The sequence below is a fragment of the Mesorhizobium sp. B2-5-7 genome (genome assembly GCF_006440875.1).
Classification (GTDB): domain Bacteria; phylum Pseudomonadota; class Alphaproteobacteria; order Rhizobiales; family Rhizobiaceae; genus Mesorhizobium; species Mesorhizobium australicum.
Window position 1 is genome coordinate 228,412 of record NZ_VFUO01000005.1, and the last position, 24,372, is coordinate 252,783.

The 24,372-nt window shown below is 60.8% G+C and carries 25 protein-coding genes; 14 read left to right on the forward strand and 11 right to left on the reverse strand.

The window, feature by feature from the left end; genetic code table 11:
* Positions 1–192: 192 nt before the first annotated feature.
* From FJ543_RS22170 to FJ543_RS22200, 7 genes are all read left to right on the forward strand, one after another.
* On the forward strand, positions 193–1,392 hold the full coding sequence (locus tag FJ543_RS22170; RefSeq protein ID WP_140877696.1) for an amino acid ABC transporter substrate-binding protein: 1,200 nt from the start codon (positions 193–195) through the stop codon (positions 1,390–1,392).
* Positions 1,393–1,421: 29 nt separating this feature from the next.
* Positions 1,422–2,285 (forward strand): branched-chain amino acid ABC transporter permease, encoded by an 864-nt coding sequence (locus FJ543_RS22175; protein ID WP_140877144.1) that lies wholly within the window; start codon positions 1,422–1,424, stop codon positions 2,283–2,285.
* Positions 2,282–3,229, forward strand: coding sequence for a branched-chain amino acid ABC transporter permease (locus FJ543_RS22180; RefSeq protein ID WP_140877146.1), 948 nt, complete (start codon positions 2,282–2,284; stop codon positions 3,227–3,229). Before FJ543_RS22175 ends, FJ543_RS22180 begins: the two co-directional genes overlap by 4 nt.
* Positions 3,226–3,960 (forward strand): ABC transporter ATP-binding protein, encoded by a 735-nt coding sequence (locus tag FJ543_RS22185; RefSeq protein ID WP_140877148.1) that lies wholly within the window; start codon positions 3,226–3,228, stop codon positions 3,958–3,960. The genes FJ543_RS22180 and FJ543_RS22185 overlap by 4 nt, the downstream gene beginning before the upstream one ends.
* Before the next feature lie 5 nt (positions 3,961–3,965).
* Positions 3,966–4,691 carry an ABC transporter ATP-binding protein gene (locus FJ543_RS22190; RefSeq protein ID WP_181174064.1) on the forward strand — a complete coding sequence of 242 codons (726 nt, stop codon included), beginning with the start codon at positions 3,966–3,968 and terminating at the stop codon, positions 4,689–4,691.
* A gap of 314 nt (positions 4,692–5,005) precedes the next feature.
* Entirely contained in the window at positions 5,006–7,168 is a 2,163-nt protein-coding gene (locus FJ543_RS22195; RefSeq protein ID WP_181174046.1) for an amylo-alpha-1,6-glucosidase, read from the forward strand.
* Positions 7,169–7,335: 167 nt separating this feature from the next.
* Positions 7,336–8,538 carry an FAD-binding domain gene (locus FJ543_RS22200; protein ID WP_140877154.1) on the forward strand — a complete coding sequence of 401 codons (1,203 nt, stop codon included), beginning with the start codon at positions 7,336–7,338 and terminating at the stop codon, positions 8,536–8,538.
* Positions 8,539–9,630: 1,092 nt separating this feature from the next.
* Here the strand turns inward: FJ543_RS22200 and FJ543_RS22205 are convergent.
* A complete protein-coding gene (locus FJ543_RS22205) occupies positions 9,631–10,779 on the reverse strand; it encodes an AI-2E family transporter (RefSeq protein WP_140877156.1) in 1,149 nt (382 codons plus the stop codon).
* A gap of 170 nt (positions 10,780–10,949) precedes the next feature.
* Between FJ543_RS22205 and FJ543_RS22210 the strand changes: the two genes are divergently transcribed.
* Entirely contained in the window at positions 10,950–11,960 is a 1,011-nt protein-coding gene (locus tag FJ543_RS22210) for a YihY/virulence factor BrkB family protein (protein WP_181174047.1), read from the forward strand.
* A 127-nt stretch (positions 11,961–12,087) separates the two neighbouring features.
* Here FJ543_RS22210 and FJ543_RS22215 read toward each other — a convergent pair whose 3' ends face one another.
* A complete protein-coding gene (locus FJ543_RS22215; protein WP_140877160.1) occupies positions 12,088–12,939 on the reverse strand; it encodes a PRC-barrel domain-containing protein in 852 nt (283 codons plus the stop codon).
* An 804-nt stretch (positions 12,940–13,743) separates the two neighbouring features.
* Here FJ543_RS22215 and FJ543_RS22220 point away from each other — a divergent pair.
* From FJ543_RS22220 to FJ543_RS31535, 6 genes are all read left to right on the forward strand, one after another.
* The gene (locus FJ543_RS22220; RefSeq protein ID WP_140877162.1) at positions 13,744–14,289 is read left to right on the forward strand and encodes a hypothetical protein; all 546 of its coding nucleotides are present in this window, start codon (positions 13,744–13,746) and stop codon (positions 14,287–14,289) included.
* 122 nt (positions 14,290–14,411) lie between these two features.
* Positions 14,412–14,951: a hypothetical protein gene (locus FJ543_RS31920; RefSeq protein ID WP_246678856.1), complete on the forward strand. Its 540-nt coding sequence runs from the start codon at positions 14,412–14,414 to the stop codon at positions 14,949–14,951.
* Positions 14,842–15,432 carry a cation:proton antiporter gene (locus FJ543_RS22225; RefSeq protein WP_246678873.1) on the forward strand — a complete coding sequence of 197 codons (591 nt, stop codon included), beginning with the start codon at positions 14,842–14,844 and terminating at the stop codon, positions 15,430–15,432. Before FJ543_RS31920 ends, FJ543_RS22225 begins: the two co-directional genes overlap by 110 nt.
* Before the next feature lie 275 nt (positions 15,433–15,707).
* Positions 15,708–16,124, forward strand: a complete 417-nt coding sequence (locus FJ543_RS22230) for a BA14K family protein (RefSeq protein WP_140715910.1) — start codon at positions 15,708–15,710, stop codon at positions 16,122–16,124.
* Between the two features lie 516 nt (positions 16,125–16,640).
* Positions 16,641–16,901 (forward strand): hypothetical protein, encoded by a 261-nt coding sequence (locus tag FJ543_RS22235; RefSeq protein WP_140715670.1) that lies wholly within the window; start codon positions 16,641–16,643, stop codon positions 16,899–16,901.
* Positions 16,902–17,072: 171 nt separating this feature from the next.
* Positions 17,073–17,222, forward strand: coding sequence for a hypothetical protein (locus FJ543_RS31535; RefSeq protein ID WP_181172975.1), 150 nt, complete (start codon positions 17,073–17,075; stop codon positions 17,220–17,222).
* Positions 17,223–17,365: 143 nt separating this feature from the next.
* Here the strand turns inward: FJ543_RS31535 and FJ543_RS22240 are convergent, their stop codons facing one another.
* The 9 genes from FJ543_RS22240 to FJ543_RS22280 all read right to left on the reverse strand — a co-directional run bounded on the left by FJ543_RS22240 (position 17,366) and on the right by FJ543_RS22280 (position 24,293).
* Entirely contained in the window at positions 17,366–17,713 is a 348-nt protein-coding gene (locus tag FJ543_RS22240; protein ID WP_140877166.1) for a hypothetical protein, read from the reverse strand.
* Positions 17,714–17,953: 240 nt separating this feature from the next.
* Complete coding sequence (locus FJ543_RS22245; RefSeq protein WP_140715666.1) at positions 17,954–18,214, reverse strand: oxidase; 261 nt, start codon at positions 18,212–18,214, stop codon at positions 17,954–17,956.
* Positions 18,211–18,849, reverse strand: a complete 639-nt coding sequence (locus FJ543_RS22250) for a cytochrome c oxidase subunit 3 (RefSeq protein WP_140877168.1) — start codon at positions 18,847–18,849, stop codon at positions 18,211–18,213. Before FJ543_RS22250 ends, FJ543_RS22245 begins: the two co-directional genes overlap by 4 nt.
* Positions 18,846–20,459 (reverse strand): cytochrome c oxidase subunit I, encoded by a 1,614-nt coding sequence (gene ctaD, locus FJ543_RS22255; RefSeq protein WP_140877170.1) that lies wholly within the window; start codon positions 20,457–20,459, stop codon positions 18,846–18,848. Before ctaD ends, FJ543_RS22250 begins: the two co-directional genes overlap by 4 nt.
* A complete protein-coding gene (coxB, locus tag FJ543_RS22260; protein WP_140877172.1) occupies positions 20,456–21,400 on the reverse strand; it encodes a cytochrome c oxidase subunit II in 945 nt (314 codons plus the stop codon). The genes ctaD and coxB overlap by 4 nt, the downstream gene beginning before the upstream one ends.
* On the reverse strand, positions 21,397–22,173 hold the full coding sequence (locus FJ543_RS22265) for an SCO family protein (protein ID WP_140877174.1): 777 nt from the start codon (positions 22,171–22,173) through the stop codon (positions 21,397–21,399). The genes coxB and FJ543_RS22265 overlap by 4 nt, the downstream gene beginning before the upstream one ends.
* Positions 22,174–22,190: 17 nt before the next feature.
* Positions 22,191–22,697 (reverse strand): hypothetical protein, encoded by a 507-nt coding sequence (locus FJ543_RS22270; RefSeq protein WP_140877176.1) that lies wholly within the window; start codon positions 22,695–22,697, stop codon positions 22,191–22,193.
* Positions 22,690–23,817 carry a hypothetical protein gene (locus FJ543_RS22275; RefSeq protein ID WP_140877178.1) on the reverse strand — a complete coding sequence of 376 codons (1,128 nt, stop codon included), beginning with the start codon at positions 23,815–23,817 and terminating at the stop codon, positions 22,690–22,692. Before FJ543_RS22275 ends, FJ543_RS22270 begins: the two co-directional genes overlap by 8 nt.
* Positions 23,814–24,293: a cytochrome c gene (locus tag FJ543_RS22280; RefSeq protein WP_224682249.1), complete on the reverse strand. Its 480-nt coding sequence runs from the start codon at positions 24,291–24,293 to the stop codon at positions 23,814–23,816. The genes FJ543_RS22275 and FJ543_RS22280 overlap by 4 nt, the downstream gene beginning before the upstream one ends.
* Positions 24,294–24,372: the final 79 nt, after the last annotated feature.

The following is a 24,372-nucleotide window of genomic DNA, read 5'->3' on the forward strand; positions in this document are numbered from 1 at the left end:
CCGCCAGGGCGGGCTGCCTTGCACGAATATCGCAGCACCCCTCTTGCCCTGGAGCCTCCAAACTCCAGCTTTCAAGGATTAGCCAGTGGCCGAACAGTTTTGGTTGAGGAGACCCGTTCCATTGGACAGCCTGCCGCTGCTAGCCGGTGGCGCGGCAAAGACGCTTAGGGAGGAAACATCATGTCAAACAAAATGCTTCATCTGGCCGGCGCGTTGCTGGCCGGCGCGGCCTTTGCATTTTCATCGGGTGCGGCATGCGCGGACGACATCGTGCTCGGCGCATCGGTGCAACTGACCGGCGCCTCAGCCAATACAGGCCGCTATTACAAGGACGCCTATGAGTTCGCGATCGACAAGATCAACGCCGCCGGCGGCGTCACGGTGGGCGGCGAGAAGCACAAGCTGGCGCTGAAAATCTACGACAACCAGTCGGACGTTAATTTGAGCGTGCGCCAGTACACGCAGTTGGTCTCGCAGGACAAGGTTGCCCTGCTGCTCGGGCCGTTCGCGTCGAACTTCGCGCTGGCCGATTCCGCCGTGTCGGAGAAATACCAGGTTCCCTTGGTGCAAGGCGGCGGCGCGTCCGACCAGATCTTCTCGCGCAAATTCAAATACATATTCGGTACGCTGGCGCCGGCTAGCAACTATTTTGGCTCGACGGTCAAGATGCTTGGCGAACTCGATCCCGCACCCAAGTCCGTCGCCTTGCTCTATGCCGACGATGCTTTCGACGTCTCGGTCGCGGATGGCACGCGGCCGTTGCTGAAGAATGCCGGGCTGACGATCGCCATGGACGAGAAATACAGTTCCAATGCCAGTGACTTCAATTCGCTGCTGTCGCAGATCAAGAGCAATGGCGCGGAGGTGGTTCTGGTCGCCGGCCACGAAACCGAAATCCTCAATTTCGTGCGCCAGGCAAAAAGCCTGGCCGTCGCGCCAAAGCTCTATTCCTTCACCGTCGGCGTGCCGAGCGAGGATTTCCGCAAGGCGCTCGGTGCGGACGCCGACTATGCCTTCGGCATGACTGCCTGGCTGCCTTCGGCGGAGCTGAAGGACAAATGGTTCGGCGATGCTGCTGCCTTCGCCAAGGCCTACAAGGCGAAATATCACTATGATCCCGATTACCATGCCGCCTCGGGTGCGGCCGACGTCGAGGCATTGGCGCAGGCGATCGAGGATGCCGGCGGCATCGATCCCGCCAAGGTCCGTGATGCGCTGGCCAAACTCAACCTCGACAGCCTCTATGGCAAGATCGCCTTCGCCGAAAACGGTCAGATCGACCTGCCTCAGACCGTTATCCAGGTGCAGGGCACGGACCTCAAGCCGATCTATGGCGCCAAGGGTTTCATAGAGAAGCCGAAATACCCGATGCCGGCTTGGGACAAACGCTGACGCTGTAAAGGCAAGTTGGGGAGACCGGGATGGATCTGCTTGCGCAAATCCTGATCAACGGCATCCTGCTTGGCGGGCTCTACGCCGTCATGGCGCTCGGGCTCGCCCTTGTCTGGGGCGTGCTCAACATCGTCAATCTGGCACACGGCGCCTTCATCATGCTTGGAGCCTATTTGTCCTGGCATCTCTACACCTATCTCGGCATCGACCCGTTCCTCGGCCTGCCGATTACCGCCATAATCATGTTCGCGCTCGGCTATGGGGTGCAGCGCGGGTTACTCAACCTGGTGGCGCGCGGGCCGATGTTCAACACGCTGCTCATCACCTTCGGGCTGGAGGTGGTGCTGACCTATCTGGCGCAGCTCGCCTTCTCCGCCGATTTCCGCACCATCAACCCGCCCTACGCCGGCAACAGCATCGCCCTCGGCCCGATCGTGCTGCCGCAGGCCCGGCTGATGGCGTTCGGCGTGGCCATCGTGCTGACGCTTGCCATGTGGGCTTTCCTGCTGCGCTCCAAGCTTGGCCGCGCCATTCGCGCTACCGCTCAGAACCTCGTGGCGGCAAGGCTTTACGGCGTCGAGCCGCGTCATCTCTACGCCGTGACCTTCGGCATTGGCATTGGACTTGCAGGTGCTGCCGGCGGGCTTTACGGCACGGTTTCGCAGATCAACCCGTATATCGGCGCGGCATTGACCGCCAAATCCTTCGCCATCGCCATCATCGGCGGACTGGACAACCCCTTAGGTGTGTTGGTCGGAGGGCTGTTCCTCGGCACGGTCGAGTCACTGGCGGTGCTCTATATCGGTGCGACCTTCGCCGACGTGGCAAGTTTCGGCGTACTGGTTGCCGTGCTAATTGCGCGGCCGAGCGGACTGCTGGGCAAGACCGCATGACCGCTTTGCGCACAGTCGTCGCTTTGGTCGTGGTCGCGGCGCTCGCGGCCGTGCCGTGGTTCGGCTCGGACGTGCTGATCCAGTTCGGTATCAACGCGCTGCTGTTGGGGGTTCTGGCGCAAGGCTGGAACATCATCGGCGGCTATGCCGGTTATGCCTCTTTCGGCAATTCCGTGTTTTACGGCCTCGGCAGCTACGGCGTCGCCATCGCCATGGTGCAGTGGCAGTTGCCTTTCGCCGTCGGGCTGGTATTCGGCGTCGCCCTTGCGGTCGCCTTTGCCTTTCTGCTCGGCCTTCCGGTGCTGAGGTTGAAGGGGCATTATTTTGCGATCGCCACCCTGGCGCTGGCGCAAGTCATGATCGCCATTGTGTCCAACATCGGACTGGCCGGCCAGAACATCGGCCTCGTGCTGCCGCCGCTCAACAACGACCTGCTGTTCTATGAGCTGGCTCTCGGGCTGCTGGTGCTGGCGACCCTGACGATTTTGTGGCTGACGCGAAGCCGCTTCGGCTTCGGCCTGATCGCCATCCGGGAGAACGAGGAGGGTGCCGCCGTGATGGGCGTCAACACGACGCTCTACAAGGTGCTGGCCTTCGCCCTGTCCGGCGTTTTCACCGCTCTCGCTGGCGGCATTCACGCCTATTGGATCACCTTCCTCGATCCCGAAAGCGCTTTCGATATCAGCCTCAACGTGAAGATGATCATCATGGCGGTCTTCGGCGGGCCCGGCACCGTCCTCGGGCCTGTCGTCGGCGCGTTCACTCTGTCTGCGATCTCGGAGTTCCTGTCGAGCGAGGTCACCAGCCTCGCCGGCCTGTTCTTCGGTGTCGTTGTCGTGGTCGCTGTGGTGCTGATGCCGCGCGGGCTGGCAGATGTGGTGCGTCGTTTCCGCAAATCGGGATGGCGCTATTTCATTGAAAATGTGCGGGCCCACCGCATATGAGCTCGATCCTTCAAATCAGCCACGTGACACGCCGCTTCGCGGGGCTGATCGCCGTCAACGATGTCTCCTTCACGCTCGACGAAGGCGAGATCCTCGGCGTCATCGGGCCTAATGGCGCCGGCAAGACGACACTGGTCAGCCTGATCAGCGGCACGCTGGCGCCAAGCTCGGGCGACATCATTTTCGCCGGGCAACCGATCACAGGCCTGCCTGCCTATCGACGCGCGCGCCTTGGCATTGGCCGAACCTTCCAGATCATGCGACCTTTTCCCGGACTGTCGGTGCTGGACAACGTGGCTGTTGGCGCACTGTTCGGCCATGGCGGCGGCGAAGCCGATCTGGACCGCGCACGCGAAAAGGCCCGTGGCTACCTCGATTTCGTCGGGCTTGCCAAATCGGCCGATCAACGCGCTGACGAGCTTGGCGGTCCAGGACGCAAAAGGCTGGAACTCGCCAAGGCGCTCGCCATGGAGCCGAAGCTTTTGCTGTGCGACGAAGTGATGGCGGGATTGAACCATGTCGAGATCGAGGAGGTGATCGACGTCATCCGCAAGGTGCGCGACCGAGGTATCTCCATTCTGGTGATCGAACACGTCATCAAGGCGATCAAGAGCCTCTCTGACCGGCTGCTGGTGCTGCACCATGGCGAAAAGATCGCCGACGGCGCGCCGGATGCGGTGCTCTCCGACAAAACGGTGGTGGAGGCCTATCTTGGCAGGAGGCGCGCATGAATGCCGTGACGCACAACGGGCATGAGTCGCTCTTGAAGGTTACCGACCTTGGGGCCGGTTATGGCGGCATGCCGGTGCTGCGAAACGTCTCTCTGGAAGTGCGCAAAGCCGAGATCGTCGCCCTGGTCGGTGGCAATGGCGCCGGCAAGACGACACTGCTCCGCGCCCTGTCGCGTGTCATCGCTGCCACCGGAACGATCGAATTTTCCGGCCGGGATCTGGTGCCGATGACCTCGGACGAAGCGTTTGCGTCAGGGCTGGTGCAGGTGCCGGAAGGCCGACAATTGTTCGACCGCATGACCGTCGAGGACAACCTCTTGATGGGCGCCTACCGGCGTATCGACAAGGCGGCCGTGGAAGGCGATCTCGCGCGCATGTATAGTCTGTTTCCCCGCCTAGGCGAACGCAAGAAGCAGCTTGCCGGATCGATGTCGGGCGGCGAGCAGCAGATGTGCGCCATGGCGCGCGGCCTGATGGCGGCACCCGCCCTACTTATGATCGACGAGATGAGCCTTGGCCTGGCGCCGGTCGTGGTCGAACAGTTGATGTCGGTGCTGGCAACCATCCGCAACGAGGGTGTGACGATCCTTCTGGTCGAGCAGGACGTGCATCTGGCGTTGTCGGGTGCCGATCGCGGCTATGTCATGGAGACCGGCGAGATCGTGCACCGGGGCACGGCCAAGGACCTGATCGACGATCCCGAGGTTCGCCGCGCCTATTTGGGACTTTGATCAGGCATGTTGGGTCCAGCGTTCAAGCGGTCCGCTTCGTTCGCCGCGTCGACCAACTCGGCCTTCGATCGCTCCCTCGAGCATCCGCCAACGGCGATGATTTGCTTCGACCTTGTGCCCAGCGATGCCCGGCAGAAATCACGAGCGCGCGCCGGCAGCGCGATTGCCGAGGAACATTGATGACGAAGACACGGCACAGACCAGCCGCAAAAAAGAAGCCAGGCAGGGCCACCCTTGCGCAAGTCCCGCGATCGTCACGCGAACAGGAAAAGGCGCAACAGGCCCCTAAGGCGAAACGGGAGCGGGAACGGCGTGTGCTCACGCAGGGCCATCCGGCCATCGTACGCAGCATCGCCGACGCCATCACCACTAAGGACATCAACCTCTATTACGTCGTCGCCCCGGATGCGCAGATACCGCTGAGTGATGAGCACGGGTTCGGGCTCTATTTTCATGATTGTCGTTTCCTCGGCGGCTATGAAATGTCGCTTGCAGGAGTGGCCCCCATCGTGTTGGCCTCGACCGCGGAGAAGGGCCACATCGCGCTTTTTCAACTCACCAATCCGGACTTGCACGTGGGGCAGGGGACTTTGATCCCCAAGGAAGAGTTGGGCCTCCGCTGGGAACGGGTTCTGGATGCCGATCAAACGCGCGTGCGCGAGACCATCTCATTCCAGAACTTTGGCCATAAGGCGCACCACTTCTCTCTTACCCTGGGCTTCCGCGCCGGTTTCGAAGACATATTCAACGTGCGCGGGTTGGTGCGCGAGACGCGCGGCAAACCCGAGCCGCCGCGCTGGAGCGGCGGCAAACTCCATTTCGTATATCATGGCGCCGACGGCTTTCGGAGAACGACGGCAATCGCCTTCTCTCCGCCACCTCACGCCAGCCATGACACCACCGCCGAGTTCAGGATCAGGATCTCCCCAGGGGACACCAAGACCTTTTCGGTTGGAATCGAGCTGACCGAAACCTGCGCGAAGCCCGGACACAATGATCCCGAGGAGCAGCCGAATGGAGCTCGGCAGGTGGGCCTTGCAAACCCGCGAAATGGGTCCGAGCAGCGCCTGGAGCAGCATACAAACTTCATCAGCGACAGCTTGCTTTTGAACAACATCGTTGATCGCTCGCTGCGCGACCTTGGAATTTTGCGGTCGCGGCTGGGGCGCGAGGAGTATTTTGCCGCCGGGGTGCCTTGGTTCGTGGCTTTGTTCGGCCGTGACAGCCTGATCGTAGCTCTCGAAATGCTCGCCTTTCAGCCGCACATCGCCGCCCAGACATTGCGCCTCCTTGCCAGCTACCAAGGGCAGTGCGTGGACCGGTGGCGTGACGAACAACCCGGCAAGATCCTTCATGAACTCCGCGTCGGAGAATTGGCCAGGGCGGGTGACATTCCCCATGCCCGCTTCTACGGCAGCGTGGATGCGACCCCGCTGTTTCTTCTGCTGTTGGGCCGATATGTGGCGTGGACAGCAGACCTTGCACTGTTCCGGGAGCTACGAGACACCGTCGATCGCGCATTGGCTTGGATTGCCGAAGCGTCGGACATGAACGGCTACGTGGCGTATCGAAGCGCTTCGCGAAAGGGCTTGGTCAATCAGGGCTGGAAAGATTCCGGGGATGCTATCGTGCGTGCGAACGGCAGTATCGCGCAGCCGCCGATAGCCTTGGTCGAGGTGCAGGGCTACGTTTTTGCCGCCAAACGCGCAATGGCCGATCTCTTCGAACGCGAGGGAGAGATCGACCGGGCCAAGCAGCTTCGAAGCGAAGCCAAGATGTTGAGGAGCAGGTTCAATCACGACTTCTGGAGCGAGGATCTTGGCCTGTTCGTGCTCGCGCTCGAGAAAGGAGGGCGTCAAGTTTCGGTTGTGTCCTCCAATCCCGGACAGGCGCTGTGGACCGGCATCGCAGACGAGGACAAGGCCCAAAGGTCGCTCGCACGACTGATGCAGGACGATATGTTCGGGGGCTGGGGCGTGCGTACCCTCTCGACCACAGAGCGGCGCTACAATCCAGTTGGTTATCACCTCGGAACCGTTTGGCCGCACGACAATGCCTTGCTGGCGGCGGGATGCCGGCAGTATGGCGAGGATACGGCAGCGTTGCGGGTCTTTACGGCCATTGCAGAGGCGGCGATGCATTTTCGGCATCAAAGGCTTCCCGAAGCAATTGCAGGGTTTGGACGGGAGGATTTTCAGGTACCGGTTCACTATCCGGTCGCCTGCCATCCGCAGGCCTGGGCGGCGGGAGCCGTACCATTTCTCCTGACCACCTGCCTTGGGCTGCAGCCGGAGGCATTGGCCCGTACTTTGCGGATCATACGACCGCGCCTTCCCACTTTTGTGAGCCGCATCGAGCTGCATGGCTTGCGCGTCGGTGGAGAGAGCGTCGATCTGCAATTCACGAAGACCGCCGATGCCGTTACGGCGAAGGTCCTGCGGGTCAGCGGCGATCTCGCCGTCCACATCGAGGGATAAGCTACAATCCGGTCGGCTCAAGCAAGGACACAGCTCTCAATGTGCTTTGTTCTGGCTCGAAACTGGTCCGGACTCGGTAGTGCTCCTGCCTTGTCGGCCTCCGAGCGAAACCGCTGGAGGTGAATTGATCCTCTTGTCCAGGATGCAACAGCCTCTAGCTTCCGATCATGACCACCCGTACCGTACTGATCTCCGGTGGCGGAATTGCTGGGCCAGCGCTGGCCTTTTGGCTCAATGCAGCCGGATTCCAGCCAACCTTGATCGAGCGAGCGCCAACTTTGCGCACCGGCGGATATGTTATCGATTTCTGGGGCCTCGGATACAGCATCGCCGAACGCATGGGGCTTGGCGCGGATATAGAGCGCGTTGGCTACCATGTGCGCGAGGTGCGCATCGTCAATGACCACGGCAGCCGGATTACGGGTTTTGGCACCAGAGTCTTCAGCGAGGTGACTGATGGCCGTTATGTGACCCTCGGGCGCAGTGACCTGTCGCGATTGTTGTTCGAAAAGATCAGCCACACGACCGAAATTACTTTTGACGAGGAGATCCTCGCGCTTCAGGAACTGCCAAATGGTGTGGGCGCTCGGCTCGAACGGGGGGGCGAGCGCCAGTTCGATCTGGTGATCGGCGCCGACGGATTGCACTCGGCCGTTCGCCGGCTTGCCTTCGGCCCCGAACACGAGTTCGAGAAAAAACTCGGCTATACGGTCGCCGCCTTCGAGACGCAGGATTATCGTCCCCGTGACGAGGACGTGTATGTGATGTACGGCCGACCCGGGCAATTGGTCGGACGCTTTACGCTTCGCGACAACCGCAGCCTGTTTCTGTTCGTCTTTACCTCCCAGGATGACCCCGCTCCCCTCGGGCTTCACGCACAGAAGGCCATGCTTCGACAACGTTATCGCGATGCAAAATGGGAATGTCCTCGCATTCTGGAGGAGCTTGATAAAACCACCGAACTGTACTTCGACAGCGTCAGCCAGATCAGGATCAACAGGTGGACGAACGGCCGCGTTGCCCTGACCGGCGACGCCGCGTTTTGCGTGTCTCTTTTGGCGGGGCAAGGGTCTGCCTTGGCCATGATTTCCGCCTACGTGCTGGCGGGCGAGCTGTTGAGGGCTGAGGGACGTCATGAGGAAGCCTTCCCCAAATACGAAGCATACCTGCGCGACTATATCGGGATAAAACAGCAGGGCGCCGAGCGGTTTGCTACAGCCCTTGCTCCCAAGACGCAGATGGGCCTGTGGTTCAGGAATCTGGTGATAAGAACATTTGCAATCCCCGGCCTGGCGCGTTTGGCGGTCAGCAGGGAAATTGCCGATTTGCTCGAACTGCCCGACTATCCGTGGCCGGCCGCTGTGGATTGACGGGAGCCTGACGTGCGCATCGGCACGTTCAAGCTGCCCGAACAAACCGCTTCAGCTCCCTTCAAAACGCGAGCAAGGAAAGTGCCCGCCGCGGCACATTCCCGAACAGGCTTTCAGGATGGAATAGTTTCCCGACATGCTCAGTAGATGGGGTGCGAGTAAGTTTCGGTGCGCCTCGAGGGCCATCGGCGGCCGCAAGGAGTGGTAGCGCGGGCTAAGTCTTGGGTAGCTCAGCGCTTCGCGTTTTGGGAGGAGCGCGCTCCTATCAGGCCCAGCGGCTGTTCCCTGGCCGCTGGGCCGGTCCGCATGTTGTGAACAGATGGGCAGTGTTGATCATGGATACGGTGCTTGGAGGCAGAAGATATTACCCGTCTATTTGCCCGGTCTGCGCGGGAACGGCACTCGAAGCCGATCTCCTTCCGCAATTGTGCGAATTCCAGTGCGGCTTTTGCGGGGCCTACGAAATCACCGGCACCGCACGCTCTGTAATGAAAGGTATCTCCCAGGAGTACAGGCAGCTGTGGCTTTCTCAGGCCCGAGACCGGGCTGTGGGTTCGCGGCACATCCCTCTGGTGGCTTGCATCAACGAAGAACCGGAGACGGTAGAGCCAGATTCCGCTCCTCGAAACAAAGAGCAACAGCGCGCCAGAGGCAGTCAGGCCAGCCCCCGCGATCAAGTAGTACCAGGACCCGCCGAGCGCGACGAGCCAGATGCCACCGGCTCCAAGCATCGCCCCGATCAACACAATGGCAGCGCCTAGAATTCTGCAATAGTTGATCCAGCCGCGACCCTTACCGCGCTTCGATGTCCGCATTCGAGTCCTCCTGGGGCTGTCGCGAGGCAGGGCCAGCACTGGGCCCGATCACACATTGTTTCATCTCGCTACAGAACAGAACTGCGCGGCGGCGCCATTGTTCCCCGGTTTTCCGCGAACCCCGAACGCCGTTGCGCGGGCCAGAGGCATCTTCGTTGACCATCCCAGTCGCGCCCACCGCGTGAAGGACCATCGCCGAGGGAGACGTCGCGGCCGCGTCCTCTCGGTCCAACGAGGTTTCCGTCCAAGTCCGAACTTGCCAACACCTAAACCAGTTTCACGAAGCTCTGCCCGGCTTGCCGGGTTCTGCCAACGCCGAGACATCCTTGCTGGCAGGGGTGCGCTCGACGTGTAGCCGCAAGAAAAAAACGCGGATGATAGCAGCCAAAGGTGTGGCAAGCGCCAAACCGTAGACGCCAAACAGTACCCCAAGCACAATCTGTCCGGAAAAGAGCATAGCTGGAGGCACCGAAACCGCTCGCCTTTGGACCATCGGCGTCAAGACGTAGCTCTCCAGCGTCTGTACGGAGACATATATCGCGGCCGCTCCGATCACCGCCCAAATGCCGAAGGGCAAGCTCGCGACGATGATTATGATACCTGCGAGCAGCGGGCCCAAGGTTGGCACAAAGGCAAGCAGGCCCGCTTGCAGGCCCAGAAGGGCAGCCGGACCGACCCCAATGAGCATTAATCCAAGCCACACTAACAGCCCAATTAGAGCCATCGTTACCAGCTGGCCCAGAATCCAGTGCCGAAGGGCTTGCCCCGATTCTTCCAACACCAAACCCCAGCAGTCTTGTCGGTCCGGCGGGGCAAGCAGGAGAATGGCGTCTCGGTAGACCAGAGGCTGTGCGGCCAAAAACAGCCCGAGGAACGCGATGATCATACCGTCGCCCAGCCCGGCCACCAAAGTCGCTATGGCGGTCCAGGCCGGCCCAAAGAGCCCTCCCACGTCTGGCAGCATGGACTTCAAGGTTGGCGTTGCATCGCGCATCTGGGTCAGATCCCCGGCGCTGTCGGCTGGAAATTTCAGGCCGTGCTGCTTCAGCCAGGCCAAGCCGTTGTTGATCTGCTCGCGCACGGTGGCCGCCAGTTCGCTGCCTTGTGCCCCAATCGCGGTTCCGCCCCACGCAATGCAGGCAGAGACAACAACAAGGATTACAGTACAGACATTCATCAACCGCACGCTGCGAGGCCACTGCACCAGTTTCCCGAGCAAGAAGGTGAGGGCATCGAGAAACGCCGCGAACACGATGCCAGCAAAAAGAAGCAGCAAAGCTTCACTCACGCGCCAAACGAGAAAAAGGGCTGCCCCGGCAAAGGCAGCGCAAAATCCCGCATAACGGATGAGTGCTTTCGGGTTTTCGCCACCTGCCACCTGTGCACCATTCTTTCGCTCAGCCGCCGGGGCGGCCCGCTTCGACATTGTGCCAATCGGTGGAGCGCCAGGAGCTGCTTGTCGGTCGACACCTGCCGACGTCCACGGGACTGCCGGGCGAACCCAGCGAAATCGATCAGGTGCGGCCGGGCCTTACGGGCTGTGGAACGATGCGCTTCATGAATGGTTCCCTCGCATCAGCGAGCCCGGAGGGTGCAATGCCGCAGTCTTGGTCCACGTCAGCGAAGCTGCGATCCTGGGTGCTTGTCGTGGGTCGAGCCGCGACCGCATTCCGCACCCACAAGCTCTCTATCATTGCATCGGGTGTGGCGTTCCGCGCCACCCTCGCGGTCTTTCCCGGCGTCGCCGTGCTGGTCTGGGTCAGCACCCGGTTCATACGCCCGGACGAGTTACGCGCAGCAGTGCATGCTGTCGCCTCTATGATGCCACAGAGTACACACGACATCATTCGTACCGCCATGAACAGCCAACTCGCGCACGATCCCGGCGCAGGTTCTTCTTCGGGCTTCCTAGGGCCGTTTTTCGCGCTCGCTCTGGCCGCCTGGAGTGCCAGCAGCGGTTTCAAGGCGATCTTGGTCGCCCTCAACACAATCTTTGATCGCACGGAAAGCCGACATTTCCTGCGCCTGACAGTGATCGCGTTTTCATTTGCCGGCGGCGCTCTCTTTCTGTCGCTCATCGGCATCGCTTTGATCCTGGCAGGCCCTTTCGTGCTTTCGCTTGGCGGAACCGCGCAACGTTGGCCTGTGCTCTTGACCTACCTCAGATGGCCCATCTTGGTGACGCTCTGCATCGCTGGCGTCGGAACCCTCTACCGCTATGCTCCAAATCGTGAGGGCGAGCGGGCGCCACTGGTGACCTACGGTTCATTCACAGCAGCGTTGGCCCTGACCGGCTGTTCCGCGGCGTTCTCACGCGTGCTCGCTCACGTCGCCAGCCTCTCGGTTACATATGGATCGCTGAGCACCCTGATTGCCTTTATGATCTGGCTCTGGCTATCAGCCACGCTGGTGCTGGTCGGCGCAGAACTGGACGCGGCGCTCAAAACCGGCAACGGAGACAAGTCGAAGGACCGCGACGACAGTAGAGCACGGGAAATCGGGCGGCAGGCCGTCCCAGGCCACCGCGACCGCCTGTTCCGCGCAACGATGCATGTCGGGCGCCGGGTGATGGATTGGAGGCGCGTTGCTTCCGGGGCGCTTCTGTAACCCAGACGGGAAGACGAAGTCGTCGGTCCGTTCCTCGCTACAGGCGCCAGCCACAGCCCCTTGGCGCCGCTTCGTAGCTGCATTCCGGCAGCGAGGACCGCTCCTCATCGGAGCGGTCCTTTGGCAACTACTGCACGGTCATGCGCTGGTTGTCGCGATTGTCGGCCCAGGTGCTTTTGTCGTAAGCGGGCTGGGCTTTCAGCTGATCCTTGGTGAAGTTCGTGTACAGATATTTGTTGCCATTCTGATCCTTCATGAATGAAAGCTTGTCCATGCCTACGGCCACTTCCTTCTCGCCCATGCCGAGGAAGCCGCCCACGTCGACGATGACCGCGTCGACCTTGCCGTCCTTGGTCAGGACCACGTCGCCGATCTCGCCAACGTTAGCGTCGTTGGCACCGTAGACAGTTGTCCCGACTAGCTCCTGGGTGCGGATCTTGCCGGGATCGATGGGAGTCAGCGATGCCTTGTCTGTCGCGCCAATCGCGGCCGTGGTGGCCGGCGCGGTGGTCGTCTCCGTAGGCGCTGCCGCCATGCTTGTGTCGTTGTTACTATCCTGCTTCACCGCCGCACTGTTTTCGGACGTCGTATCATAGGATTTGCGGTCGAAATTCGCTTTTGCCTTCAGATCGTCCGACGTGGCATTGATGACGAGCCAGCGGTTGCCATCCTTCTCCGCCCATTTCACTGTGTTGTACGGTATAGCCACGTCCTTTTCCCCCATTCCTAGAAAGCCTCCGACGCCGACGATAACAGAGTCCACTGCGCCGTTGTCGCCTATCAAAAGGTCATCTACCGACCCGACATTGTCAGCATTGTCGCCGGTACCGTTGTAAACCTTCTTGCCGATGATATTGGATGCCAAGTGGCCCGACACGGTTTGGGCTTGCTGGGTTGTGGCTGTCTGGGCCGCATAAGCCAGGTTCGAAGCTGAAACAAATGCAGCCAATGCGGTCGTGGCTAGAATAGTGCGTACCATGAGGATTCTCCTGTTGACGATCAAGTTCGTTCTGGCCCTCGGGGGCAGCGAACGGACTATTGGGACAACGAGACGCATCCGGACAGGTTCCGAATGAAGTGGGCAGGCATCCTCTAGTTGCTTTTCCACTCAAACGCTCGACAGCGAGACAAGTTTGGTCGGCTTTGCTCCAGCGATTGATCCTGTTCCCACCGCAGAGGAAGGTGTACGCGAATCGCCGGGCCTCTCCTGGTCCCTGGCAACATTGTGCAGCCCCTTGGCACACGGTTGATGACGTCCATCTCAAGTGAACCGGCCCGGAGTCTGGTAGACCTCCTGAAGCGTCGTAGTGGATATGTCGCCTTGGCAGCGGAGTCCTTGCTGCGGCGGTCTGCCGGGCACGCGTGATCTGCTGCTTGTCTAGCAGCTCCGGGCGATGCGAACCGGGAATCTCTCCTGGAGCGCAAACGTCGGAACAAAACAACCGAGGACTTGTTTTTCATGACGTTCACTTGGCCGCGAAAGCACTCCGCTGCTGCGAGCCTGTTCACCAACGCCGCCCACGACGCGGACTCCGCCGATTCAATTCGCGACGGCGCCGGCCAGATGAAGAAGTGGTGGCGAAAAAAGTGAAGCCGACGAGGCTGATGCATGCAAGAGCAGGAGCATCGATCGCGACCGCCGCGATTGAGAAGAACATACGCAGGAGCTCGAGATGCTTAGTAGCGCGTCCGCGCTTGCAAAGGTGGGATCCTGTGAGCCGTCGTGGAGGAACAAGCCCTAATCTGGTTCCAGACGCGAAGTGCGGTACGCAGGAAACCTGACATGACAGTGGTAATTGGACTGTTTGACAATCATGAGGATGCAAACCAGGCCGTAGGTGAGTTGGGCGAGGCGGGAGTTGCGCTTTCCGACATCAGCATTGTGGCAGGTGGTGCTAATGGCTGGTATGCCGACCATCGCTCGCAGGCCGCGGAAGATGCTGCGGCCGGTGCGGCTATCGGCGGATTAGTCGGTGGCGCGGCGGGACTTCTGGCAGGATTCGGCATAATGGCGATTCCGGGACTCGGTCCTGTGGTAGCCGCTGGATGGTTGGCCGCCACAGCTGCGGGCGCCATAGGCGGCGGCGCCGCAGCTGGAGTAACCGGCGGAATCATCGGAGCCATGACAAGCTCCGGCGTTCCCGAAAGCGACGCCGGCCTTTATGCGGAAGGCATTCGCCAAGGCGGCACACTTGTGGTGGCGAAGGTCCGGAATCAACTGGTTCCCAACGCCAAACAGATCCTTCGGGCCAGATCAGTCGATCTGGTGGAACGGCGTAGCCAATATCAGACGGCAGGGTGGACCGGGTTCGATCCCTATGCCGGTTAGAAACAATCCCGTTGCCCATTCTTTTCACCTGCCGGGGACAGCGAAAGCGGCCGTCGGTTCGTCATTGCATCCGTCCACGCGGTGTCGGTCTGGCGCATCTCGCGACATCCCCAGGCGAACTGATGAGCAGTTTCAAACGAGCGCTGGCGCTTGGTGCAGGCACGGTGCTGGTGCTCGGCTTGTTGGGCGGATACGTCAAAAACCGGCTGTGGCTGGCCGAAAGTACGATCTGCCTCATCCTGGGTGCGGTTTTAGGGCCGATGGGGCTTGGCTGGGCAGATCTTGCCTCGCTGCCACTCGACCCGTTTGCGCTCCTCAAGGAAGCGGCACGTCTCACTTTGGGGATCTCTGTCATGGCGGCCGCCCTGCGGCTGCCGCCGGGATTTGTAGCCCGGCGTGCGGCCGGCCTCGCGCTTCTTTTCGTCACGCTGCCAGCTCTCCTGGTTGCCCAGGCTCCAGTCGAGGCTCTTTCGGAATGGCTGACGCAGGTTCTGCTCTGGCAAACTATAGGTAGCATTTCGATTGCTCGTATTGGGGTGGCTGGCGGGTCACCTGCTAACGTGGGCTCGGCGCCAGCCCTTTTGCCAGCACCATTCCATAGCAACCATTGCCCTGGCATCGTCGCTGACTGTCCTTGCCTTCGTTCGCCTGATCGGGAGTGACGGCATTCTTGCAGTTTTTGCCTCGGGCCTTGTCATCAATTCCTTTGTTTCTAAAGAGGAGGCCCGCCAGGAAAACGTCCAGGCGGCGGTTAGCCGCTTCTTCGATCTCCCAGTCTTCATCCTGGTTGGGACTATGCTCCCTTGGGCAGCTTGGCACGAGCTTGGCTGGAGGGCGATTGGATTCGCGGTAGCTGTGCTCATTGTGAGGCGGGTGCCGTGGTGGGTTGCATTGTATCGGGCGGTGCCTGAAATCAGAACAATGTCGGAGGCTGTTTTCCTTGGCTGGTTCGGTCCAATCGGGATCTCCACCATTTACGATCTTCTGCTGATCCGTGAAAAGACAGGCCTGCACGAGGTATGGGAAATCGGCACCATCGCGGTGTCTTTATCTGTCGTGGCGCACGGCATGTCCGCGACGCCCTTTACGCAGCTGATAGGGAGGGCAAGAACAACCTCGGGACAAGCCCAACAGGGATCTTAGTCTAGGCCGGCCGACACGGTCCAGCTTTGCAAATCTGCTAACCGGCGTGTTGGCACACACCAGGCAGGTTCAAAGCCGCCATTGCGTGCGAGCCATCCGCCTTCCGTTATTCGTCACCGTTGGGCTGGCGCAGCTAGGCCAAGTCATAGATTCCTACATGTAAGTAGTTGTTCTTGAGAAATACGAAAATTGCAACAAGAATTCTTGATGGGCAAACCCGATTGGAACAAACCACCATACAGCGGTTTGCAATCTATCAAGCAATGGAGGCTTCGATGAAAAAATCCTCGATTATGCGAAGCATGCTAGCAGTTCTACTTGCCTTCGGAACCGTCGTTCCGGCCAGTGCTGTGCCGGCGTTTGTTCCAAAGGTCCAGTCCGCTTCCACGGAGGTGGTCCCTGTTCGGTACGATCGAAATCGCCTGATGTTTAGAAGAAATCACGGGTACTGGCGTGGTCATCGGGGCTACAGACACTACCGTCCCGGATATCGCCGGCATAACGGCTGGTGGTTTCCTCCGGCAGCATTTGCGTTGGGCGCCATCATTGGCGGCGCCATGAGTCAGCCGCACGTGGTCGGCAATCGACACCTCCGCTGGTGCTATGATCACTATCGCTCATACAGGGCATCCGACAACACATTCCAGCCGTATCACGGACCGCGTCGGCAATGCCGATCGCCCTACGATTAAGCCGTCCATCCGCAGCATCTCACGAGAGACCTGATGGCCTCGCTTCAGCAGACTGACGCGAGGCCGACGACTTCGTCCGATGGGTCGTCGTAGAAGCGTGCGGTCGTCTCCAAGCAGTGCGGATGCGCTCCGAGCGTTCACTGCAGCAAGGTTGTTTTCCCTCTGCCCGCCGCGTGCTGAGACGTGCCCTGTAGCGGGCTGCAAAGCCACCAGGCGGCATGTCCATGGCTCTGATGACACATAGTCGATGTCCGGCTCAGACCATATGGCGGCAAGCGGCCGAAAAAATTTGCGACAGCCTGGAATAGTTTCGGTGCGAGCCGAGTAAACGGGATGTTTCGGGCGGCCATCCAAACGCTGTCCCGCAACTCCATGCCCGATCTGGGAGTACCGATCTCATAATGATGGTTCCGATGCTTACCGCCAACAGAAGCGCTCGTTGGCGAGCACGCCCCCGGATGGCGTCGAACAATGCAGCCGCGCAATCGGCCAGAAGTGGGAGCATGAGCATAGGTCATGCGCAAATTGCACGATTATGAAGAAGTAGGCCTGATCGGCTATCCGTCTGATGGCGCCTACGTCGCCGTGATGGGCAAGGGGGATTATCTGCTTGGAGGCGAGTTGTGCGGGCTCAACGGGGCGCGCTTGGCCGAACAAGCAGCTTCCCTGCCACGATACTATCCGCACGCGATGCGGCTCGTGTTGATAACAGTGCACGGAGACCGCCTTGTGGCGGTCAGGGACTATGGGGTCCCGCTAGGCGAAATTGATGCGTGATTGGCCGTGCCCAACAGGCATGAAGAGACGCGGACCCGACTCTGATGGGCCCTCGACGACGGTTCGAGCTAAGGTGCCGAATCGCGCCGTGCCGGCGTTAAGATCAGATCGCTATTTTGCAGCTGATCGCTTCGTGACCGGCATCGCTAGAGTTCTGCGCTGGAGATGCCATTGACCAGCAGAACGCTGATCGCGGCTACCATCGGCCTCATCTCAGGAGCCGCTATAGGTGTCAGTCACGACAACCTCTTCGCAGGCGCTGGAATCGGCACCGCTTTTGCCATCGCCTTTGCAATGGCAGTGCGTGATCGGAACGAATAGTTTGCAAGGAGGGATCCAGCGTGCTCGCTTGTGCGGCTGGAAAGAGTACCGCCCGCGCAGCCGCTTTGGCAGAACAGAGCGTCTGAAACAGCGCCGCGCACATGTTACCAGCCGGCCGGTCCGGGCAGGCGGCCTTGACGCCGTCAAGCCCCCCAGATCGCCCATAGGGCCACCGCCACCGCCACCGCCACCGCCACCGCGATCACCGCAAGGAGGGCGAGTGGAAGCCACCGATTCGGGTGGGTGGCGGACCGTCTGCCGGCATGCTCGCGTTCCATGGAACGACTGTCGGCCTTTTTGGCCGTCACCTCTGCGCGCAGCGGTGTGCCCGTTCCGCCCGGCTGCGGAAAGCCGCCCGCTTCTGCATCCGTTTCCATTGGGGCGGCGGCGGGATCGAAGCCAGGGGTCTTGTCGCCAAATGATCCGGTATCAACGGCAGCGGCAGTGTTCCACCCCGGCTTTTTGTTCCTTTCGTTGGTCGACCCTGTCATCCCATTTCCGTCCCAAATTCACCGCGGCCAGAACTGCTTATGCCGTGGCGAACTTTAGGCGTCGTGGAATGTTCCCTCGCAGCCGCGGCTTTCCCCGGCCCGACTGGACCGCCCACACGGAGGACGACGACTAAGCGATAGCTGATAGGTGCGACTTTGCTTGTCTTCCGCTGCTGCTTCATCTGATCCGGAGCGAATCGCGACAAACTGTAGCGCCTTGGTAAATCGAACGCGGAGTGATCAGGTCATCGGCTGGTCAATCAGCGTCAGCACAAACAGGATCAACAGCCAGAGCGCGCCCGCCACAACACTCAGCCTTACCAAGATTTCCATGCGGGCCAATTCCATGAATGCCAGAGCGATGATGACGGTCTTTGCCGCAGCGATCGCCATGTTGGTCAACATGTTGAAACCGGCCAAATCGAGATAGGACGAGGCGACAGTGAGCGCCAGCAGCGCGAGCAGACCAATGTAGGCGAGGATGAGCCGTGAGAGGGTCATGCCCGGCTCACCAGGTACAGAAGGGGAAACAGGATCACCCAAACGATGTCGATGAAGTGCCAGTAGAATCCGACCGCACGTACGCGGCGCAGGTGGTTTGATGGGTTCGCCCAATTCCAGCTGGCAGCGATCCCGAGCACCACCGCGATGCCGCTGAAGAGGTGCAAAGCATGTAACCCCGTCATGGCAAAGTACAGTTGGAAGAAGTGGCGCGCCGCCAGTTCGTGCGCTCCTTGCCAGTGGAAAGGCAGCCCGAGCACCGGAGCCACGTGTTCCTGCGCCTCCTCAAAATATTCATAACCTTTGATGGCGAGGAAGGCAGTACCAAGCACGGCTGTCGCCAGCAGTGACAAGACCGAAGTCTTTGGGCGCTCACCTTGCAACCCCCAATGCGCCAGCGCCATCGTCAGGCTTGAGGTAATCAGGATTGCCGTGTTGGCAGTGCCAAGTAGGACCGAAAGGTGCCTGGACGCTTCGCCGAACGTTTCGGAGCTGTGGATCCGCGCGGCCGTGTAGATCAGGATGAGTCCGCCGAAGAGCATGGCTTCGGAAATCAGAAATACCCACATCCCAAGGGCGTCGGCCGTGCGCTCGCGCTCGGCATCGCGAAACGCAATGCTTTCGGTCGCTGTCATGACTGCTGGTCCTTGAGCTCGTATTGATACGGCTTGCTGGTCACCTGCGGCATCTGTTCAAAATTGTGCGGTGGCGGCGGCGAACTCGTCTGCCACTCAAGGCCGGTGGCGCGCCATGGGTTAGCCGGAGCGAAGCGGCCGGCAAACAGCGACCACCCGAGATAGAAGAGCGGCATCAGATACCCGATGGCAAGGATCACAGCGCCGGCGGAAGACAGTTCATGCCAGAAGGCGAATTCTGGGGGATAGGCGTGATAACGGCGCGGCATCCCCAAAACCCCGAGCACGAACTGAGGAAAAAAGGTGAGATTGAAGCCTATGAATATCGTAGCGGCGGCCACCCGGGCCCACATCTCGGGATACATGCGTCCCGTCATCTTGGGCCACCAGAAATGGATACCCGCCATGAATGCGGTCACCATGCCGCCCACCATGATGTAGTGGAAGTGAGCTACCACGAAATAGGTGTCATGGAGGTCGACGTCGACCGCCAGCGAAGCCAGGAATAGCCCCGCGAGTCCGCCGAAGGTAAACAGCGCCAGAAAACCCAGCGCATAAATCATCGACGCTTCGAAGGTGATGGAACCTTTGCGCAGCGTGAGGCTCCAGTTGAACACCTTGATTGCGGAGGGAATGGCAACGCAAAACGACAGAAAAGAGAACACGACGCCTGCGTACGTTGATTGGCCGGAGACGAACATATGATGGCCCCACACCAGAAACCCGAACAGGGCGATGGCCATCGTGGCGAGCGCGACGGCGGTGTATCCAAAGAGCGGCTTTCGACAAAAGCACGGTATGATCTCGGACACCACACCCATGCCGGGCAGGATCATGATGTAGACGGCGGGATGGGAGTAGAACCAGAAAAGATGCTGAAACAGCAACGGATCTCCGCCTTGACCAGGGTCGAAGATCCCGATGCCAAACAGCCGATCAAACACGATCAGGATGAGCGTCAGCGCCAGCACCGGCGTTGACAGCACCATGACAAGGCTCGTCGCGTATATCGTCCAGACAAAGATCGGCAGCCTGAACCAGGTGAGCCCCGGTGCGCGCAGCTTGTGGACCGTAACGATAAAATTGATGCCGGTCATGATCGTCGAGAAGCCGACTACGAAGACGCCGAAAGCGGCCGCGCTCACGTGACTGTTCGAGTAAATAGACGAAAACGGAGTGTAGAAGGTCCATCCGGTGTCGACACCGCCGGCAACCACCGCAGACAGCGTAAACAGGCTGCCGAGGATGAACACGTACCAGCTCGCTAGGTTCAGTTTTGGGAAGGCCAGGTCGCGCGCACCAATCATCAGCGGCAGGAGGAAGTTGCCGAGCGTGGCTGGGATTGAGGGGACCAGGAAGAACCAGACCATCACGATCCCGTGGATCGTGAATAGACGGTTATACGTGTCGTCCGAGACAAGGTCGCCGGCGGGCGTCGCGAGCTCGATGCGCATCAGCGTGGCCATGGCCCCACCGAGAAAAAAGAAGCCGGTGAGCGAAATCAGGTAAAGCCAGGCGATGCGCTTGTGGTCCGTCGTTAGTAACCACGAAACAGGTGTCGTGCCTTCGCTGAGATAGCTCGGTGCGACCGGGGCGGCCGGAGCATTCATCGTGAACCCTCCTGTGTGGACAATGATTTTATGTACGCCACGACCTCTTGAAGCTCGCTCTCCTCGATCAAGCCGTCGAAACTGGGCATCACGGGATCGTAGCCGGCCGCTACCTGCTTGTTCGGCTGCAGAATGGAATCGCGGATATAGCGCTCGTCGGCCATGACGGTGGTGCTGTTGGAGAGCGCCACCGGGCGCCCGAAAACACCTCGCAGGTTAGGGGCCCGCACCGTGCCGCCACCATCGTGGCATCCCGAACATCCAAGTGAGCTGAAAAGGCGCTCGCCGGAGCCGGCAAGCGATTGGCCCCCACCTTCTTCCTTCAGCCAGGCCGCGAAGTCCTGAGGCTCCATCGCATAGACGGTGCCCAGCATTTGCGAGTGAGCTGTGCCGCAATATTCTGCGCAGAACAGCCGGTACTTGCCGGGCTTGGTGGCGGTGAACCAGACCCGCGTTGATCGGCCGGGAACCGCGTCCTGCTTTACGCGAAAAGCAGGAACGAAGAAGGAGTGGATGACATCCTGAGAGCCGAGCGTGACGAGGATGGGGCGACCAACTGGAATGTGCAATGCGTCGATTTCGCGCTGGCCGCCGGCATGCCGGAACTGCCACATCCACTGCTTGCCGAGCCCGGCTATCTCGATCGCATCCGCGGGCGGATGGTCGCGCTGCACGAAGAGATAGGCTCCCCAGCCGAAAAGCGCGAACGCTATGACGAGCGTGGCGGTCGTCCATCCGATCTCCAAAGGGGTGTTACGCGCCACGCGCCCGGAGCGGTCGGCGGATGAGCCCGCCCGGTATTTCACCGCGTATCCAATAACAAGCGCGGTCAAAAACAACCCAAGCCCGCCCGAAAAGGCCAAGAGCGTGTAGAACAACCAGTCGACCTGTGGCGCCAGGCTCGAGGCCTCGGGCGGGAGAAATTGAATGCCTCCGCTCACGGCGTCTTCTCCCTCCGGCGGTTCCCGCTTCCCCCGGGCTTGCGCGACAGGATGAAGATCAGCCCGCCTAGCAGTGCCAAGGTCACGCCACCTGAGGCCGACAGCACCCGGCCGATCAGCGGCGTGTATTGGCCACGCGACGCATCAAAGCCTGAACAAAGCAGCACGACCTGGTCTGAGTAGGTGCCGATGGAGCCGCTGGACGCCTCGACCAGTGCCAGCCGGAGATCGCGCGGCTTCAGCGTGGTCGAAGAGAGCAGGCGCGAGAGTCTGGCTTGCGGCGTGAGCACGGCGACCGAGACGGGATGGACAAACTGGTTTATACGCTCGCGGCTCTGGTAGGTGTAGCCCAGTCCATGCGCGAGGCTGCCGATCGAGGCGTCATCGCCGGTGAGAAAGCGCCACGCCGGCATGTCGGTGCGGTTCATGATCCTCGCCAGCGTCGCCTTGCCGGCTTTCGCATCAGCCGCCGTCTCGCCGGGGTCGATCGAGACGAAGACTGCCCGGTAAGCGTCCCCGTCGAGTCCGCTCTGCTCAAGGGCGTCCGCTACTATGTTCTGCGTGAGACCGCAGAGGTTTGGACATTTGTTGTAGCCAATCAACAGGACAGCAGCTTTGCCGCCGAGCACATCCTTGAAAGGCCTGCGCACACCCGATGCCTCCAAGAAGGCGAGGTTGGGATCAATCCCCGCGTTCGGAGGCGGCAAAAGCGCCGGACGACTGACAGTAGCCTTTGCCTGAACCGCCAACAGCAAGCCGGCGGTCAACAGCACCACAACCGCCAAAGACTTCATCTGGCGCCTCCAGTTGCCGCTGCGCTGCCAGCTTCCGCGGCCGGCGTCGATCCGCCGGGTGCGGTCTCGTCCGTATTCCTGCAGTCTCTTGCCTGCGGCGCCCGTGGGACGTTTGCATTTAGCAGGTCGCATTCGCCGCTGTTAGCGGAACCGCGCCCCATCCATTCCGGTACACCCTTGTCCGCGATCATTTGGATGGCATCCTCTATCGGAATGCGGGCTATGCCGGCCTTATGATCGATCCATCCGGTCTTTTCCAGTTGCGCCTTCTCGCGCGCCAGGAGCATCCCCAGCGCATCTTCGCCGTCGCGCTGCAGAGTAGGGGAACGATCATTGTCCTCGAAAGCGCGACCGAGGGGTGGCTGTCGCGGAGTGGTGTCGAAAAGGAGCGCGAGCACGCCGAGCGTTACGCCGAGGAACACGACGAACCCGGCTGAAGACCACAGCAGGATTCGCGCCGATACGTCGCGACTTTCGGGTTGGCGCCTGTTCGGTTCAGCCATTGATCGGCGCTCTTGATGCGAGACGGTCAATAAGGCGCGGCGACCCCGCAGCAGCCAGAAGCAAGCCGCACAGAGCCGCAAAGGCGGCAACGTCGATCCACGCATAGTGCAGTGAGGTCTCTGAAAATGCCGGCCGCACGCGCCAGACGACGTCTAGGGCATGACCGGCGAGAACAACTGCGGCGAGGACGGCGACGGCGTTTCGGCTGCGCTTGAGGCCTCGCGACAAGAATGCTGTGACCGCAACGGCGTGGCAAGCGACCATAACCCACGTCGCAATTTGCCACCCGTTCTTGCCGCGGGCAACGTACCAGTGAATCTCGTCTGGCAGGTCCGCCGCCCAGACGATGAGGTACTGCATATAGACAAGATAGACCCAGCCGAGAACGAAGCCGAACAGCATGTTGCACGTGTCCTCAGTGATGAGCACGCCCCTCTTGCCGCCTTGTGGAATGCTTTCTGTCAGCCCGAGCGACATCAGCAGTGTTGCCAGGGCCAAAGCACCAGACATCTGGCCGGAGGTCTCGATCATTCCGTACACCGTCGAGACGAACTGCGGTTCCAGCGCCAGCATCCAGTCCACGGAGAACATCAGGACGCTCAACCCATAGATGACGAGGCCGACAGCCGCCCAGCGGCCACGGCGGGCGGAGGGTCGGCTTTTCGCCCCATCCGAACTGATTGACATAGCCAGCGACCACAGCCATAGCCAGGCAACCGCGCAACTGGCAGCACGCAACAAGAAGAATGGCACGTTGAGATACGCCAGCTTGAGTTGCACCTTTTCGGGCAATTCTTCTGCGGGAAGGTGTGCCCAGGCGAATACCGGGTGCAACGCCAACAGCAACGGCAGCATCATGGCCAGTGCGACTGGCAAGGTGGCGGCGATAGTGCGCAGCCAGGGTCGCAGGGCGCGCCCCCAGTCGCCGCCGGTGAGCACATGGATCATCAGCAGGGCAATGGCTCCGAGCGGCAACCCGAGGATGAACAGAGCGGCCGTCCACCACGCGGCGGCGACCTGCATCGGTGCCAGGAACAAGCCGAACGCGCAGCCCGCGAGACCTGCAAGGCCGACTATGCCGGCCACAGGCGCGGCGCGCTGCAGGATAAGCTCGTTCATTGTGTCGCGCTCCCCTCGATCTTCTCGCGCACCGCGGTCGGCAATTCCGCCAGCCGGGCATGCTGCGAGAGCTGAAGTGCGCGCACATAGGCTACGATCGCCCAGCGGTCAGCTGGCGGAACCCGATCCGCATAGGAGTACATCACGCCGTAGCCACGGGTTATGACATCGTAAATATGCCGGTTGGAGACTTGCAGCAGGGCATCCTGATGGTAGGTGGGCGGTGACGGGAAGCCGCGTTGCACGATCATCCCTTGCCCGTCCCCCGAGAGCCCGTGGCAGGGCGAACAGAATATGTCGAAGCGTTCCCTGCCGTGTTGAAGCAGAGCCATGTCTATTTTCTGCGGGATATCGCTTGGCGTTGGGGAGATGTCGGTGTCGCGCCGCACCGTTCCGGGAACCGGCTGCCTGGCCGACGCGCCGTCGGGAAATGTTGCCGCCGATGCGAGCGGATCATAGCGTGGCTGGTCCGACATCGCCTGCTTTTGGCAGCCTGCCAGCAGGCCCGAGCACACGAGGACCGCCGTGGTCCCGAGGCGCAGCCCGCCAAAGCAG